14 protein-coding genes and 1 tRNA gene are annotated in these 16,650 nt (G+C 63.6%); 10 read left to right on the top strand and 5 right to left on the bottom strand.

Features of this window, described 5'->3' with window-relative positions:
- Nucleotides 1-124: 124 nt before the first annotated feature.
- Nucleotides 125-1,507: a nucleotide 5'-monophosphate nucleosidase PpnN gene (gene ppnN, locus MUU77_RS05390; RefSeq protein ID WP_245092407.1), complete on the top strand. Its 1,383-nt coding sequence runs from the start codon at nucleotides 125-127 to the stop codon at nucleotides 1,505-1,507.
- Nucleotides 1,508-1,511: 4 nt separating this feature from the next.
- Here ppnN and MUU77_RS05395 read toward each other — a convergent pair whose 3' ends face one another.
- Together MUU77_RS05395 and MUU77_RS18490 are read right to left on the bottom strand one after the other, a co-directional pair.
- Complete coding sequence (locus MUU77_RS05395; RefSeq protein ID WP_245092409.1) at nucleotides 1,512-2,534, bottom strand: histidine kinase; 1,023 nt, start codon at nucleotides 2,532-2,534, stop codon at nucleotides 1,512-1,514.
- A gap of 128 nt (nucleotides 2,535-2,662) precedes the next feature.
- Nucleotides 2,663-2,797 carry a hypothetical protein gene (locus MUU77_RS18490; protein WP_256452069.1) on the bottom strand — a complete coding sequence of 45 codons (135 nt, stop codon included), beginning with the start codon at nucleotides 2,795-2,797 and terminating at the stop codon, nucleotides 2,663-2,665.
- Between MUU77_RS18490 and MUU77_RS05400 the strand changes: the two genes are divergently transcribed.
- The 8 genes from MUU77_RS05400 to MUU77_RS05435 all read left to right on the top strand — a co-directional run bounded on the left by MUU77_RS05400 (nucleotide 2,790) and on the right by MUU77_RS05435 (nucleotide 12,608).
- On the top strand, nucleotides 2,790-3,296 hold the full coding sequence (locus tag MUU77_RS05400) for a GspH/FimT family pseudopilin (protein ID WP_245092411.1): 507 nt from the start codon (nucleotides 2,790-2,792) through the stop codon (nucleotides 3,294-3,296). The genes MUU77_RS18490 and MUU77_RS05400 overlap by 8 nt on opposite strands.
- Before the next feature lie 26 nt (nucleotides 3,297-3,322).
- Complete coding sequence (gene pilV / locus MUU77_RS05405) at nucleotides 3,323-3,811, top strand: type IV pilus modification protein PilV (protein WP_245094254.1); 489 nt, start codon at nucleotides 3,323-3,325, stop codon at nucleotides 3,809-3,811.
- A complete protein-coding gene (locus MUU77_RS05410; RefSeq protein WP_245092413.1) occupies nucleotides 3,808-4,833 on the top strand; it encodes a PilW family protein in 1,026 nt (341 codons plus the stop codon). Before pilV ends, MUU77_RS05410 begins: the two co-directional genes overlap by 4 nt.
- Complete coding sequence (locus MUU77_RS05415) at nucleotides 4,830-5,411, top strand: PilX N-terminal domain-containing pilus assembly protein (protein ID WP_245092415.1); 582 nt, start codon at nucleotides 4,830-4,832, stop codon at nucleotides 5,409-5,411. The genes MUU77_RS05410 and MUU77_RS05415 overlap by 4 nt, the downstream gene beginning before the upstream one ends.
- An 8-nt stretch (nucleotides 5,412-5,419) precedes the next feature.
- Complete coding sequence (locus MUU77_RS05420) at nucleotides 5,420-9,145, top strand: PilC/PilY family type IV pilus protein (protein WP_245092417.1); 3,726 nt, start codon at nucleotides 5,420-5,422, stop codon at nucleotides 9,143-9,145.
- 20 nt (nucleotides 9,146-9,165) lie between these two features.
- The gene (locus MUU77_RS05425; RefSeq protein WP_245092419.1) at nucleotides 9,166-9,597 is read left to right on the top strand and encodes a type IV pilin protein; all 432 of its coding nucleotides are present in this window, start codon (nucleotides 9,166-9,168) and stop codon (nucleotides 9,595-9,597) included.
- A gap of 303 nt (nucleotides 9,598-9,900) precedes the next feature.
- The gene (locus tag MUU77_RS05430; RefSeq protein ID WP_245092421.1) at nucleotides 9,901-11,073 is read left to right on the top strand and encodes a class I SAM-dependent methyltransferase; all 1,173 of its coding nucleotides are present in this window, start codon (nucleotides 9,901-9,903) and stop codon (nucleotides 11,071-11,073) included.
- Nucleotides 11,074-11,549: 476 nt separating this feature from the next.
- The gene (locus tag MUU77_RS05435) at nucleotides 11,550-12,608 is read left to right on the top strand and encodes an IS110 family transposase (RefSeq protein WP_245090756.1); all 1,059 of its coding nucleotides are present in this window, start codon (nucleotides 11,550-11,552) and stop codon (nucleotides 12,606-12,608) included.
- A gap of 684 nt (nucleotides 12,609-13,292) precedes the next feature.
- Here the strand turns inward: MUU77_RS05435 and MUU77_RS05440 are convergent.
- A complete protein-coding gene (locus MUU77_RS05440; protein WP_245092423.1) occupies nucleotides 13,293-13,619 on the bottom strand; it encodes a hypothetical protein in 327 nt (108 codons plus the stop codon).
- 144 nt (nucleotides 13,620-13,763) lie between these two features.
- On the opposite strand from MUU77_RS05440, the gene MUU77_RS05445 reads away from it, so the two are divergent.
- Entirely contained in the window at nucleotides 13,764-14,822 is a 1,059-nt protein-coding gene (locus MUU77_RS05445; protein ID WP_245090756.1) for an IS110 family transposase, read from the top strand.
- 986 nt (nucleotides 14,823-15,808) lie between these two features.
- Here MUU77_RS05445 and MUU77_RS05450 read toward each other — a convergent pair.
- Nucleotides 15,809-15,885 (bottom strand) — tRNA-Asn (locus MUU77_RS05450).
- A 113-nt stretch (nucleotides 15,886-15,998) separates the two neighbouring features.
- A complete protein-coding gene (locus tag MUU77_RS05455; protein WP_345779064.1) occupies nucleotides 15,999-16,637 on the bottom strand; it encodes a Tfp pilus assembly protein FimT/FimU in 639 nt (212 codons plus the stop codon).
- Between the last annotated feature and the right edge of the window lie 13 nt (nucleotides 16,638-16,650).

Genomic DNA, 16,650 nt, shown 5'->3' on the forward strand with positions numbered 1-16,650 from the left:
CTCCAGGACTTGCGGAAGAAGGAGACGGCCGGGGAAACCCGGCCGTTTTCTTTTGCGCGGGCTCCTCTTGCCCCGGCGACTGCGTTAAAGTCCCGCTACTGACGACCGAGAACAGGAACACCCCATGAGTGAAACGGCACCGAGGGCGTTGCCGGTGCAGGACGCGCGCATCTATCCGCGCGGCGGCCTGGACGTGCTTTCCCGCGCCGAAGTGGCGCGCCTGCGCGACGCCTCCGCCGGAGGCATGCACGAACTGCTGCGCCGTTGCGCGCTGGCGGTGCTGACCAGCGGCAGCGCCTCGGACGATCCGCGCGCCGCGCGCGATCTCTACCCCGACTTCGATATCCAGGTGCTGCAGCAGGACCGCGGCGTGCGCATCGACCTGATCAATGCGCCGGCCATGGCCTTCGTCGATGGCGAGATCATCCGTGGCGTGGCCGAGCTGCTTTTCGCGGTGGTGCGCGACCTGGCCTACACGGCCATCGAGTTGGGGCCGGAGTACGCGGCCGACCTCGAATCGTCGGCAGGCATCACCAACGCCGTCTTCGGCCTGCTGCGTAACGCCCGCATCCTGAAGCCGAGCGACCCCAACCTGGTGGTCTGCTGGGGCGGCCACTCCATCTCGCGCGACGAGTACCTCTACACCAAGCAGGTGGGATACGAGCTGGGCCTGCGCGGCCTGGACATCTGCACCGGCTGCGGTCCGGGCGCGATGAAGGGGCCGATGAAGGGCGCCACCATCGCGCATGCCAAGCAGCGCCGCACCAGGACGCGCTACATCGGCGTGACCGAGCCGGGCATCATCGCCGCCGAGTCGCCCAATCCCATCGTCAACCACCTGGTGATCATGCCGGACATCGAGAAGCGCCTGGAGGCCTTCGTCCGCATCGGCCACGGCATCATCGTGTTTCCGGGCGGCGTGGGCACGGCGGAGGAGATCCTGTACCTGCTGGGCATCCTGCTGCATCCGGACAACGCCGACCTGCCGTTCCCGCTGATCCTCACCGGACCGACCATCGCCGCGCCGTACTTCGAGCAGATCGACCGCTTCATCCGGCTGACGCTGGGCGACGCGGCCGCCGCGCGCTACGAGATCGTCATCGGCGACCCGGTGGCCGTGGCGAAGAAGATGGGTGCCGGCATCCGCCGCGTGCGCGAATACCGGATCGAACAGAAGGATTCGTTCTTCTTCAACTGGGCCATCCAGATACCCGAGGATTACCAGCAACCCTTCGTGCCCTCGCACGAGGCCATGGCCGCGCTGCAGCTGCGGCCCGGGCGCGCGGTGCACGACCTGGCGGCGGACCTGCGCCGGGCGTTCTCCGGCATCGTGGCCGGCAACGTGAAGGAAGACGGGATGCGCCGGATCGAGGAATTCGGCCCGTTCGAGATCCACGGCGAGCCGGCGATGATGCAGGCGCTGGATGCGCTGCTGCGTGCGTTCGTGGAACAGCGCCGCATGAAGATCGCGGGCGAGTACAAGCCCTGCTACCGCGTGGTGACCTGAGCGGTCACGGCGCCATGGGAATCCGGATGACGGCGGTGTAGCGCCCCTCCGTCGTCGTCGTCCGCACACTGCCGCGCCCGTGCGTCATGGCCTGGATCCGGGCGCGGACGGCGTTCAGGCCGACCTGGTGGCCCGTCGTGGGGCGTACCGGCGCGGCGGGCAGGGCATTGGCCACCGCCACCTCCAGCCAGTCGCCGTCCGTCGCCACCTGCAGGTGCACGTCGCCCCCCGCGGCCACCGGTTCCACCCCGTGGCGGATCGCGTTCTCGACCAGCGGCTGGATCGACAGCGCGGGCACCGTCACGTCGGGCAGGGCGGCCGGCACCTGCCATTCCACGCGCAGGCGATCGCCGAAACGCAGGCTTTCGATTTCGAGGTAGCGGCGTACCAGCGCAAGCTCGTCGGCCAGCGTGATTTCACGCGGCCCGGCGAGCGCGGCACGGAACAGGTCCGACAGGTCCAGCAGCAGCCGCTCCGCCTCCTCCGGACGCTGGTGCACCAGCGCAGCGCCGGTATTGAGGGTGTTGAACAGGAAGTGGGGCCGGATGCGGGCCTGGAGGGCCTCGAGTTCGGCCTGCTTGGCGCGCACGGCCAGCTGGCGGGCGCGCCAGTGGTTCTGGAAAGCGGCCAGGCCGAGCGCGCCGACCGTGAGCGCCAGCGCCGTCAATCGAAGAAACCAGTGACGCCGCTCGCCGTCGTCCATGGGCCACAGGTCCGCCAGCAGCCAGGCGCTCATTCCGAAGATGGCCCAGGTCGACAGGACCAGCAGCAGCAGACCGGCGTAGGCGACATGGGCGGGACGCCAGGTCGCAAGGCGCGCGCGAAGTCCATACAGCGCGCCCAGCGTGGTGAGCAGGACCCACTGGATGGCCAATGAGGCCACGCCGAAATGGACCCAGCGATTGCCGTCGCCCGCCGGTGCGAGCGCCAGGATCGCGGCAAGGCCCTCTCCCGCCAGCAACACCCAGACCACGACCGAGGTCTGCCAGAGTGCGTCGAGAGGTGACGGGGTGTGGGTGGCTGGCATGCGAGTTGCGGGGCGGGCGGGGGCGCTCTCATCATGCCCGCCCCGGGGCGCGGATGCAGCAGCTTGCCGCTGGCTCCGCCTACCGCTCCGTCCATCGGCTGAGTACTGGATAGCCGCCAAGCCGTGGCCTAGTGTGGCACTTCGCCATTGGGGAAGTAGCGCATGCGCTCAGGCAGCATGAGGTCATGGTCGGGGAGATCTTCCTGTTTGAAGACCGGGGAGGCGTTGATCGCGGGATTCTCGCTGGTGGAACTGATGATCACGCTGGCCGTGCTGGCGGTCCTGATCACGTTGGCCGTGCCCAGCTTCACCTCGCTGATCAACAGCAACCGGTTGGCCGCCCAGTCCAATGAGCTGGTAGCGGGGTTGCAGGAGGCGCGGCTGGAGTCATTGCGGAGCAACCGTCGGGTAACCGTATGCCGGAGCACCAACGGCACGACTTGCAATACTGCCGCCGGGGCCACTTGGGGGAGGTGGATCAGTTTCGTGGACACTAATGGCAACGCCGTAGTGGACGGCGGGGAGACCCTGCTGCGATCCAGTAGTGTCAAGGCGCCCGTCCAACTCCGCAGCACCGCTCAAGCGTTGACGTTCCGCGCCGACGGCATGGTGCGTAATAACACATCGGGCGCGCTGGTCGACAATACCTTCGATGTTTGTATTCCCACCACTCAGCCTGCAGATAACAAGCGTGCGGTGACCCTCGCGGGCGGGAGTCGCATCGCGGTCACCACGCCAGTGGGTACCGGCACGTGTCCCTGAGGTCAATGATGAAATCAAGCATCTGCATGAACCCGCGCGTCGCGGTCCCTCGATCACAGCGTGGCGCAGGCCTGATCGAGGTGCTGGTTGCCGTGCTCGTCATGGGCATCGGTCTGCTTGGCGTGGCGGCCATGCAGGCGACCGCACTTCGGAATAATCAGAGCGCTCTGGAGCGGACCCAGGCAACTATCCAGACCTATTCGATCTTGGATGCGATGCGCGCGAACCGTCAGCGCGCCATTGCGGGGGACTACAATATTGGACGCACCTGCACCGCGCCTGCGACAGGAGGTACGTTGGCGCAGAAGGATCTCCACGCATGGTTCACGGACATGCAGAACCCGCAATCTATGGGCGCAGGTGCCTGCGCCAGCATCGTGCAGAACGGCAACCAGTTCGTCATCACGCTCGACTGGGATGACTCACGTGCAAGCGACGATACGGAAACCGCGCCAGCCGCACTTCAGGACGGCGTACCGGCGCGCAACAGGGTGGTGACGGCGGTGCGCATATGAAATCCCGACATTCCTTTTCTGGCGCGCGCGCGGTCTTCGGCGTCAGTCTGATCGAGCTGATGATCGCGCTGGTGCTTGGTCTGCTGGTGGTCGGCGCCGCGATCGGTATTTTCATGTCGAACCGTCAGGTGTTCCGCTCTGCGGACAACCTCAGCTTTGTCCAAGAAAACGGCCGCGTGGCGTTCGAACTGCTCGCGCGCGAACTGCGCCAGACCGCGAGTTCGCCCTGCTCGGCCAAGGTGCCGATCGTGAACGTGCTGGACAGCACGAGCGCGTGGGGCACGGATTGGGGCGATGGGATCCGGGGTTACGATGGTCAGGCTGGGCAGGCGCTTCCTACGGTGACCACCGGCACCGCTCAGCGCAACCGCATCGCTGGGACGGACGCGGTGGAACTGCGTTCCGGTTCTTCCGGAGACGTGACGGTCACTGACCACAAGCCGAATTCCGCACAGTTCAAGGTGAACACCACCGCACACGGTTTGGTCGATGGCGACATCGTGATGGTGTGCGATTTCGTCCAGGCGGCCATCTTCCAGATCACGAATGCCAGCTCATCGAATGTCACGATCGTCCACAACGCAGGCATGGGCGTGGCTTCCCCGGGAAACTGCACGAAATCGTTGAAGTATCCCAAGCAGGTGCCTTGCGTCCCAAATCCCGGGGCGTACTACACGTACGGACCCAATTCGGTGATCGCGAAGCTGAAGGCGACGGCCTGGTATGTCGGCGTCAGTACAAGCGACCCGGCGCGACGCTCGCTTTACCAAGTCATGCTGACGAGCAGCGGCGCGGCACCTGCATCGACTGTCCAGGAAGTTGCGGAGGGCGTGCAGGACATGCAGCTGCAGTACCTGTCGAACGGCAGCACGGATTACCAGAACGCCAATGCGGTGACGAACTGGGCCCAGGTCACGGCCGTGCGCGTGGTCCTGACCCTGCAGAGCAATGAGAGGATTGATGGTGCGCCGGTGGTGCGCACCATCGCGAACACCGTCACGATCAGGAATCGCAACCCATGACGCGCCCCGTCTATCCGACACCGTCGTGCCAGCGTGGCGCATCCTTGGTGGTCGTGCTGATTCTCCTGCTGGTCATGACATTGCTCGGCTTGGCCGTGCTGCGGACCACGTTGCTGGATGAACGCATGAGCGCGAACCTCTACGACCGCAGCCTCTCTTTCCAGTCGGCCGAGACCGCGTTGCGGGACGCCGAGGCCGCCGTGCAGGCCGCGGAACTGGCCGGCGCCACCATCGGATTCAACTGCACGGCGGCAGGCGTGACGTGTCCGTCCATCCCCGCGAACGCGCTCACCGGCACGGCCGGTTGTTCGGGCGGTCGCAACTGCTGGACCAACGCCACCACCAACATCCAGACGCTGGCATCAGGTGCGGGCGCGCCGCAGTACTACATCGAGTACATGGGGCAGTACACCAACGAAGACGATCTTTCGTTGGCCAGCAGCGCCAACAGTGCCCAGTACGGCGGCACGGGCGGCGTTCCCCTGCAGCATTTCTACCGGATCACGGGTCGCAGCCATGATCCGTCCGCCAATGACCGGGCCGTCGTGGTCCTGCAATCCAACATCGTGGTCAAGTGAGGTGTGCGATGACGCTTGAATCCATTCCGTCGAAGCCGTCGTCCCGCTCCGGGATCCGCGCGAGCGCGGCCTTCCGGAAGGCGAGGGAGCGCATGCTTGCGGTGCTCGTGGGCCTGTTCGCCGTCGCCAGCGCGTTCCCGGCCGCGTCGCTGGACATCTCCCAGAAGCCCTTGTCGATCGGCCGCGACGTGCCCGGCAATCTGGCGCTCGTGCCTTCCGTGGAGTTCCCGACGCTGATCAGCGTGGCGAATTTCGGCGACTACGTGCCCACCAATACGTACGTGGGCTACTTCGATTCCGAGAAGTGCTATCGCTATGAGTACAGCGCTACCGAGAGCGAGCGCCACTTCGCACCTCAATCTTCCGCTGCTGCGGGCCACACGTGCACGGGCGCGCTGTGGAGCGGCAACTACATGAACTGGGCCGCGACCCAGACCATCGATCCTTTCCGCTCGGCGCTGACGGGTGGTTACCGTGTACGGGATACCACGGCCGCCACCTGGCTGGAAAAGGCGAAAGCGGACCGTGATGGCAGTGACAGTGCCACGGCGAACTTTCCCCGCCGTACCTACCCGGGCAGCTCCAATCCGACGGCCGTGAATGCGGCCACCCCAGCCAGTTGGAACACCATCCGCACCCGCATCGACGGCCTAGGTAACAAAATGCGCTTCACCAGCGGGTCCAACTCGGCCGCGCTGGCCCTCAACAACCCGGGTACTGGGCAGCCCGTTGCCTATAACCCTGCGACGCATACGCTCGACAACAGCAACATCACCGTCAACGGCCGTCAGGTCAGCCAGGCCAACGTCGTGTTCGAGGTCAGCGTGCGTGTGGCGGTGTGTGTCGCCGGCATGCTCGAAGCCAATTGCAATACGACCTATAGCGGCGTGGCGAAGCCCGAGGGCCTGATCCAGCAGTACGCCAACAGCATCCGCTACAGCATCTTCGGTTATCTGAACAATGGCGGCGGCACCGAGCCAGAGGGTGGCGTGATGCGTGCGCGCCAGAAGTTCGTCGGGCCCGCGAGCCAGTTCCCCGAGTCGGGCGCGCAGGGTAATCCGAACCGCGAGTGGGATCCGGTTACCGGCATCCTGTACCAGAATCCCGACCCGACAGACGCGACCAATACCAACGCCAACATCACCAATAGCGGCGTCATCAATTACCTGAACAAGTTCGGACAGATGGAAACGGGGCGTAACGCCAAATCCTACGATAACGTCAGCGAGCTTTATTATACGGCGCTGCGTTACTTCAAGAATCAGGGAAATGTTCCTTCGTATGCGGTGGTGAATGGCGATTACCAGTTGGCCGATGGCTTCCCCGTCATTACCGACTGGGATGATCCAATTCGCTATTCGTGCCAGACCAACGTGATTCTGGGCGTCGGCGATACCAATACCTGGCGAGACAAGAATCTTCCGGGCGCGACCAGTAGCGCGGGGGAGCCGGCGAAGCCCGCCGAAGTCGACGCCGATACATCGGTCGACGTCGTCGCCATGTTGAAGAACATCTGGCGAATGGAAGGTTTCTCGGAAGCCGATGCTACGACGCGCTCCACGGCGGCGTACTTCAATAACTCGGGCCACAACAACTCCGCCTACATCGCGGCACTTGCCTACGACGCGCACACGCGCGACATCCGTCCGGCAACGCGACCGAACCCGATCGCGGGAAAGCAGACGATTTCCACCTACTGGGTGGATGTGGTGGAAAATCGCGATTATAAGACGCCGCACACCAACCAATACGCGCTGGCGACAAAGTATGGTGGTTTCACGGTGCCGGCGGGCTACAACCCCGATACCAATGTCACGCCTCTGGCGGACTCGCAATGGTGGGCGACGAACCAGTATGTCAATGGAGTCACGAGCTTCAAGCGCCCGGCGAATTTCTATGTCGCCTCTGAGGCGGGGAGGATGGTCGAAAGTCTAAAGCAGGTCTTCGCGAAGATCGTCCAGGACATGCGCGGTTCGGGGGGCTCGTTCGCGTCGAACACGACCAAGCTGGAAACCGGCGCGATGACCTACCAGGCGCAGTTCTACAGCGGCGCTTGGCGTGGCGAACTCGTCGGCTACAACGTGAACCAGAGTACTGGTGCGTTGACGCAGGCCTGGACGGCGGGCTCTCAGTTCCCCGCCAACTTCGCCAGCCGGCGGATCTACATCAACAACGGCGGCGCGATGCAGTTGTTCACCTCGCTGTCGCAGGCGCCCGCGCTGGGGACCCAGGCGGTCGTGGATTACATCCGCGGCGACCGGACGAACGAAATGCCGGTAGGTACCCTGCGTACCCGTCAGAGCGTGCTGGGCGACATCGTCAACTCGCAGCCGGTCTACGTCGGTGCGCCGAATTCGCGCCTGTTCTACGGCGCGGAATTCACCGGTGCGGACGACTACTTGGCTTTCGTGCTCGCCAACGCCACGCGTACGCCGACTGTCTATGTCGGTGCCAACGACGGCATGCTGCATGGCTTCAACGCGACGACGGGCGCGGAGACGTTCGCCTTCATTCCGTCCCAGGTCATCCCGCGGCTGGCCGCGCTGGCTGATCCCAACTATGTGCACCAGTACTACGTTGATGGCGACATCACTGTAGCCGACGCCTATTGGGGTGGCCAATGGCGCACTATCCTCGTGGGCACGCTTGGGCGCGGTGGGCGCGGTGTTTACGCGCTCGATGTGACCAACCCTTCGAACGTCAGTCTTCTGTGGGAGAAGACGGCCACGGATATCCCGGCCATGGGCAATTCGCTGGGCAAGCCGATCATCGCGCAGGTGGCCAACGGCGACTGGCGCGTCTTCATCGGTAACGGTCCCAATGGCAGCGGCGGTACCGCGCAGCTGGTGACCATTCGCTTGAACAATGGCGCGGTGACGACGGTGAGCACGGGCGTGGCCGGCGACAACGGCCTGTCGGGCCCCAATGTCTGGAACACCGGTGCCACGGATTTCGTGGACCGCGTCTATGCAGGCGATCTGCGCGGCAATCTCTGGAGGTTCGGCAATCTGGCCGGCACGCCGACCGTCACGGCGATGTTCCAGGCGACCGACGGTACGACAGCCCAGCCCATCACGGCGGCGCCCACGGTGTCCCGTAATCCGAGCAATAACGATACGTGGGTCTACTTCGGCACCGGCAAGTACGTTAGCGAAGCCGACCTGTCAGATACGCAGGTGCAAAGCTGGTATGGCTTGATCGACCGCGGCGTAGCCATTGCCGGACGCAATGCGCTTCAGCGCGTGGCGATCACAGGCGAGCAGACGCTGGCCAATGGCCTCGGCGCCCGCGTGATCGATGCGGTCACCACGCCCAGCGTGAATGGCTGGTACATCGACCTGGTATCGCCATTGAATGGCGCGGAAGGCGAGCGCATGGTCGTACCGAACATCTTTCAGGGCCTGGCGCTGATCGGAACGACGCGTATTCCCGACAATACGAGCGTGTGCGATCCGAGCGGTCGTGGCTGGATTATGGCGATCAACCCCTTCACGGGCGGACGTCTGAACTCCACGTTCTTCGACTTGAACAACGACGGCAACTTCAACAACAGCGATATGTCCAACGGTTCTGTGGTGTCCGGCCTGGGCCTACCAAGCGGGCCTAACAACCCGATCTTCGTCGGCAACATGATGCTCACGAATATGGACAACGCGGAAAGCAACGTAATAAAGACCAACTCGTCCGTGCTCGCGCCGGCGCGTGTATCGTGGCGTGAAGTGGTGGGTGACTGATGGAGCGCACAGGGGGAGCTATGAAGAGGTTCGACCACGGACTACAGGGCAGGGGTGAGGCAGGCTTCACGCTGATCGAGCTGTTGATCGTGATAGCGATCGTCGGGATCCTGGCGGTGATCGCGGTTTCCACCTATCAGGATCAGATTGTGAAATCGCGGCGCGCCGCGGCGGCGGCCTGCCTTCAGGAGGCTGCCCAGTTCATGGAGCGGCACTACACCACGCGTCTGACCTATGCGGGGGCGACGGCCCCCACCTGCGATGCGGAAGTAGCGGCCCACTATGCCGCCCCGGAGTTCGTCGGCACCCCGGCGGCGAAGGCGTATACGCTCCGGATCGTGCCGTCGGGCGCCCAGGCCGCGCGCGACACGCTATGCGGAACCCTTACCATCAATCAGCAGGGCGTACGCGGAGAGAGCGGTACCGCCAGCAGCGCGGATCAATGCTGGTGACCCCATAGAAAAAGGCCCGCATCTGACGATGCGGGCCTTTTGTTTTTCATCTGGCGCCCGAAGTTGGACTCGAACCAACGACCCCCTGATTAACAGTCTCATGGCTGGATTGTCCGGAACCGCTGTCGTGCAAGGCGTCTAACGAAAGTGGCCCGTCTACTCCACTGAGAATTCGGGACTCCAATTTGCGGGTAATTCCTGCGCCATCGAAACCGAAAGTAGGTGCTCAGCGGACCGCCTTCTCGTTCATTGCCCGTCGACGCCGCTGATATACTCGGGCCAAGGCCCAGGCAAGGTTCAGCCATGGATGATGTAATCGATTACCGCGACATCGTTTCCAAGTACAGTTTTCAGCAGCACGCCGAGCGCGCCGACCAGTACTTCTCGACCGTCGACGTAAACTCGGTCGTGGCCAGAAAACCCTTCGCCTCCGTGGAGGAGGCGTCGGTTATCTCTGCCGGCATCGGAGCCGTCCTAGGGAATCTGAAGCTGTTCCGCGGGGCCAAGGTGCTCGACTTCGGTGCCGGCACCTGCTGGCTGAGCCGGATATTGGCGAGCGTGGGATGCGAAGTGACTGCAGCGGATGTGTCCCGAAACGCACTTGACCTGGGTAAGCGACTTGCAGACAGCGACCCAGCACTGCACGGCGCGTCCATTTCCTATGCGCCCATCGATGAAGCCAAGCTTCCATTTCCGGATGAATCATTTGATCGTATCGTGGTGTTCGACGCCTTCCACCACGTGCCTGACCAGAAGGCGGCCATCCGAGAGTTTCATCGCATTTTGAAGCGCGACGGGCTGGCGGCTTTCCATGAGCCGGGCCCCGAGCATTCGCGCAGCCATCAATCACAGTACGAGATGCGCAGCTTCGGCGTCATCGAAGCGGACATCATCGTGGAAGAGTTGATTGGAGAAGCCGTCTCCTGTGGATTCTCGTCTGTCGACCTGGCTGTGTTCGCCACCAGTCCCATCATGGTCAAGCTCGGAGAGTACAACAGATTTCTCACCGAGAAGACCAGCATGGCCGCGCTGAATCTTGTCGAGCAGGCCCGGGCTGAAAGCCGGCATCGCCGGGTGTTTTTCCTGCATAAGGGTGACCCGAACAAGACAGACTCGCGGGCGGCGGCCGGGCTTGGCGGCGAGTTGCTGCTAACGTCCATTCGGCAGGACGGCGCAGTGGTCATTGATGGCGTGGTGACCAACACCGGATCATCGACGTGGCTACCTTCCATGAGAGGGGTGGGCTCGGTCAATCTTGGCGTCCACCTCTACGGCCAGGACGGAAGTCTGCTCGACGCGGACTACGCCCGCGGCGCCGTCAGCGATAGCATCACCGAGCCTGGTGACCGACGCCACGTTCGGTTCATCGTGCCGCTGCCGGAGGTTGAGTCGTTCACCCTGAGCCTCGACCTGGTGGCCGAGGGTGTCACCTGGTTCGAAACCGTCGGTGGCCGGGTCGCAAAGTTCTCGTTCTGATCGTGGCGAACAGGCCGAAGCCATTGCGTGGTAGCTCAACCGCGAGATGCGCCCCGTGAGCGGGGGCGACGGGCTACAGCCGATTACCGATGTTTGACACACCCAATTAGTAGACAGGTGGCGCATAGTAGACAAATGAAAAAGGCCGCGATCACTCGCGGCCTTTGATGTATTTGGCGCCCGAAGTTGGACTCGAACCAACGACCCCCTGATTAACAGACTTCGGGACTTAGATTTGAAATCAACAACTTGGCCTTGTTCGATTTTCCAATCCGGATAGCGTGGAACCCGTGATGCCATTGGCTCCCTCGACAGGTTTTCCCATCAAAGTAGTTCGAGAACACCTGAATTAAGCCGACCCGCGAAGCGGGTTCGGCTTGAATGATGGGATGGACTCCTCCCGCGTCACCAAACGGCTTCGAAGAGCCAGACTGATGTTTCCATCAGGACACGGGATCACGAGAGGAGTCCACGCCATGCATGCTAGTACCGTCGCCATCGATTTGGCAAAAGAGGTCTTCGAGCTGGCCTTCGCCGATGCGCAGGGCCGGGTCATCGAGCGCAAGCGCCTCTCGCGCCGGGCCTTCATCCGTTCGCTGGAGACCCGGCCGCCGTTGCGGGTGCTGATGGAGGCCTGCGGCGGTGCGCACTGCTGGGCGCGCCGCTTCCAGCGCCAGGGCCACACGGTACGCCTGCTTCCCGCACGTGACGTGCGCCCCTACGTGCGCGGCAACAAGACCGACCGCAACGACGTGGCCGGGATACTGGAAGCGGACCGCTGCGCCGGCATGGCCGGGGTGCCGGTCAAGACCCCGGAGCAGCAGGGCATCCAGGCGCTGCACCGGCTGCGTGAACACCTCAAGGGTGAACGTACCGCCACGCTCAACCTGTTGCGGGGCGTGCTGCGCGAGTTCGGCGTGGCGGTACCCGTTGGAGCGGCCAAGGTGCCGGGGGCGGTACGCGATGCGCTGGAAGACGGTGACAACGAGTTGCCGATGACGCTGCGCCACAGCCTGGCCGAGCAGATCGACAGACTGTCGCAACTGGACAAGGACATGGCGGCGATCGAGCAGCGGCTGGAGGAATTCGCCTCACGCGAGGTGGCGGTGCAGCGTTACCGTGGCGTGCCGGGCGTGGGCCTGCTGACGGCGACCGCGCTACGGGCCAGTGCCGGCGATCTGTCGCGCTTCCGCAGCGGGCGCCAGTTCTCGGCGTGGCTGGGACTGACCCCGCGCGAGCATTCCTCGGGCCAGCAGCGCCGGCTGGGAGGCCTGACCAAGCGCGGCGATGTCTACGTAAGAACGCTGCTGATCCACGGCGCACGCGCGGTGCTGCAGGCGGCGCGGATGAAACAGCGGCGCGGGCAAGCCCTCGATCCGCTGCAGGCCTGGGCGCTGAAGGTTCAGGACACCCGCGGCCACAACAAGGCCGCCTGCGCGCTGGCCAACAAGCTGGCCCGACGGCTGTGGGCGATGGAACACCACGGCATGCCGTTCGATCCGCGCCACGTCAGCGAGCGGCCGCACGCCACCTAAGCCCACCGCCTCAACGCGCAAATTCACCGCTTCAACGTCGGGAGTTGCCTGAAACGATCTTGATCATGGCGAAGGGTTCGGTCCCGGAGCGGACAACGCCGATAACAATGCCGGCCTGGCAGGCCGCTTGAACGATAGGCACCCGCCCCGCGGATTCCATGATGGCCCGGGCAGATGCTGCTCACCCCAAGGCCGGATACACGACTGCAACCGTTCCACTTCCGCGATCAGATCACTTCGGCAACGACCGATTGACGGAGGAGTCCATACATGAATTGTTAGGTGCCATTAGCAGACCCAGGCAGCCGCAGTATCTTTGGCTAGCGCATCAATTGGCTCAAGCAATTGCCAGTCTGGATCGCATCTCGGCTCAGGCAGCTCAAGGAGCTTGAATGTGAGCTGTTCGAGCCCGGCATCTGAAGAGCCGGCTATTGACTGAAGGCTTGCGTACAGCCGTAGATAAAAGTACCGACACCAGAATATCTCATCAGCGGACCAGCCTTGCGCGTGGAGCGACGATGGAGCATCAGTGACGCGCTGAAATATTTGCAGGGCGGTCTCGGCTGTTGGTGGGGAAGAGCCAATTAGCGATAACAGCTTGGCGGGGTCAACTATGATCTTTGGCATGGCGCCTAACGCCTGAATTAAGCCGACCCGCGAAGCGGGTTCGGCTTGAATGAATTGTTAGGCACCATTGTCAGTCACGTCAGTTGCTGCAGCGATGAGGAAAACCTTGGTGCCAGCCGGGACTTGAACCTTTGATATGGAAGACGGCAGAGCAATGGGAACAGAAGGATTGTCCGGTGGCGGCCTGCGCCCATAGTTGATCATCTCAACACCAGCAACTTCTGTGTCAATGCTCTTGCCGTCAGGCGTGACGAGGCGGATCGACGTTCCTATCTGAACTGACGGAAGCTTTTGATCGCTAGGAATACCGGGGGCAAGAACTGGCCCGGGTCGCCCCGACAACTGAAACGCTTCTTGGACCGTGAAGAGCAGGATTGCCGACATGGTGCCTAACACTGGAATTAAGCCGACCCGCGAAGCGGGTTCGGCTTGAATGATGGGATGGACTCCTCCCGCGTCACCAAACGGCTTCGAAGAGCCAGACTGATGTTTCCATCAGGACACGGGATCACGAGAGGAGTCCACGCCATGCATGCTAGTACCGTCGCCATCGATTTGGCAAAAGAGGTCTTCGAGCTGGCCTTCGCCGATGCGCAGGGCCGGGTCATCGAGCGCAAGCGCCTCTCGCGCCGGGCCTTCATCCGTTCGCTGGAGACCCGGCCGCCGTTGCGGGTGCTGATGGAGGCCTGCGGCGGTGCGCACTGCTGGGCGCGCCGCTTCCAGCGCCAGGGCCACACGGTACGCCTGCTTCCCGCACGTGACGTGCGCCCCTACGTGCGCGGCAACAAGACCGACCGCAACGACGTGGCCGGGATACTGGAAGCGGACCGCTGCGCCGGCATGGCCGGGGTGCCGGTCAAGACCCCGGAGCAGCAGGGCATCCAGGCGCTGCACCGGCTGCGTGAACACCTCAAGGGTGAACGTACCGCCACGCTCAACCTGTTGCGGGGCGTGCTGCGCGAGTTCGGCGTGGCGGTACCCGTTGGAGCGGCCAAGGTGCCGGGGGCGGTACGCGATGCGCTGGAAGACGGTGACAACGAGTTGCCGATGACGCTGCGCCACAGCCTGGCCGAGCAGATCGACAGACTGTCGCAACTGGACAAGGACATGGCGGCGATCGAGCAGCGGCTGGAGGAATTCGCCTCACGCGAGGTGGCGGTGCAGCGTTACCGTGGCGTGCCGGGCGTGGGCCTGCTGACGGCGACCGCGCTACGGGCCAGTGCCGGCGATCTGTCGCGCTTCCGCAGCGGGCGCCAGTTCTCGGCGTGGCTGGGACTGACCCCGCGCGAGCATTCCTCGGGCCAGCAGCGCCGGCTGGGAGGCCTGACCAAGCGCGGCGATGTCTACGTAAGAACGCTGCTGATCCACGGCGCACGCGCGGTGCTGCAGGCGGCGCGGATGAAACAGCGGCGCGGGCAAGCCCTCGATCCGCTGCAGGCCTGGGCGCTGAAGGTTCAGGACACCCGCGGCCACAACAAGGCCGCCTGCGCGCTGGCCAACAAGCTGGCCCGACGGCTGTGGGCGATGGAACACCACGGCATGCCGTTCGATCCGCGCCACGTCAGCGAGCGGCCGCACGCCACCTAAGCCCACCGCCTCAACGCGCAAATTCACCGCTTCAACGTCGGGAGTTGCCTGAAACGATCTTGATCATGGCGAAGGGTTCGGTCCCGGAGCGGACAACGCCGATAACAATGCCGGCCTGGCAGGCCGCTTGAACGATAGGCACCCGCCCCGCGGATTCCATGATGGCCCGGGCAGATGCTGCTCACCCCAAGGCCGGATACACGACTGCAACCGTTCCACTTCCGCGATCAGATCACTTCGGCAACGACCGATTGACGGAGGAGTCCATACATGAATTGTTAGGCGGCAAGCATGCCATAGCGAATCCACCGCACAAGTGCTAGAGCCCACAGAAGCAGGAGCGGCGACGACGCCAGCAGACCAAGAGCGCTCTCTCCAAGTCTCCGCCGATGCAAGAGATGGCGGGCCCCAAGTCCAACTCCGATCATGGGCCCAACGAAGGTGAGGGGAACAATAGTTGTTGCCAGTAGATCGCTGGTTGTACTGCCTGGAATCAGGTCGCCTCGAAGTACGGCGTCTTGAGCAAGCAGCGAGGCAATCGCTGCTACGTAGCCAAGAGCAACGAAGAAGATCGGCGACGAGAAGAGCTTTCGCAGGTTATGGGGAAAGTTCATTGCCGCCTAACTACCTAATAGCCGGATCCCTGGGTCCGGTTATACGACTTATCCACAGCGCACCGTATGGTGGGCTATCCCCTTGATACTGCTAGATCTTAGACCCGCCGGGTCCGGCTAACAAGCCGATGTATAACCGGACCCAGAGACCTTCAATTGGGGGGGCTGACCAATGACTTTCACCCCGAGAGGTCCGCGTGCAGTAGCTCGTGAAGCAAGCCTGCGCGTAGCGTTCTGGAATCAACTTCGTCGGCGTGCAGTCCTGTGGCCTTAGCAGGTAAAACAACCACCTATGGACAAAATATTCCCACCCGTTTTCCCAGCCGGAAAACAGAAAGGCCCACGCATTTCTGCGTAGGCCTTTGATTTTCATGGCGCCCGAAGTTGGACTCGAACCAACGACCCCCTGATTAACAGTCAAGTGCTCTAACCGGCTGAGCTATTCGGGCGGGGCGCGTATTGTAGCGGGCACGTCGGCGCGGCGGCAAGTCGTCCGGCATCGTCCGGGCGTTTCGCTGGCGGTGGGTGCAGGCCTCGGCGCCAAGGCCTTGATTGGAAAGGTTCAGCCGGGTTGGACGCAGGGTTCAGGCTCGCTCGGGCGGGCGCTGCGGATCCGCCCTGCATTGTTGATGACGACCAGCCCGCTGACTTCGCCGTCGATGCACAGGCGCACCGTGAGATTGTTGCCGGAGCTGTAGCCGGTCGGCAGATAGCGCACCTGGCGCCGGCCCGCCGTGGAGAGCAGGCGCAACCCGGGCGCATGGGGCGCCGGCTCGTTGCGGAAGACATCGAAGGCGTCGTCGGGCTGCCGGTTGCCGTCCGGGTCCCTGAAGGTCAGCCAGTGCTCGCTCCAGTCGCTGTCCTGCCGGCACAGGCCGTCCCCCCGGCTGGGACACACCACCACCGGCACGTTGTGGGTGATCGCGGTGATGCGGGCCGAGGCGAAATGGGAGGTCAGCAGGTGCAGCGCGGCATCCACCTGGCTGCGCTTCTGCAATGCGCGGAACGAGGGGATGCCCAGCGCGGCCAGGATCGCCAGCACGGACATGGCCACGACCAGTTCCAGCAGGGTCACACCCCGGTGGCGGTGATCGATGCGTGGGGGACGAGCACAGGGTGAAGACGATGGCATCCTTGCCATGGCGCGGTTCCTCGAATGTTCCGGCCATCCAGCATCGAGCGCGCGAACAGGGTGCGCCATCAGGACAGCTCCT

This window comes from Pseudoxanthomonas sp. F37, assembly GCF_022965755.1.
Lineage (GTDB): Bacteria > Pseudomonadota > Gammaproteobacteria > Xanthomonadales > Xanthomonadaceae > Pseudoxanthomonas_A.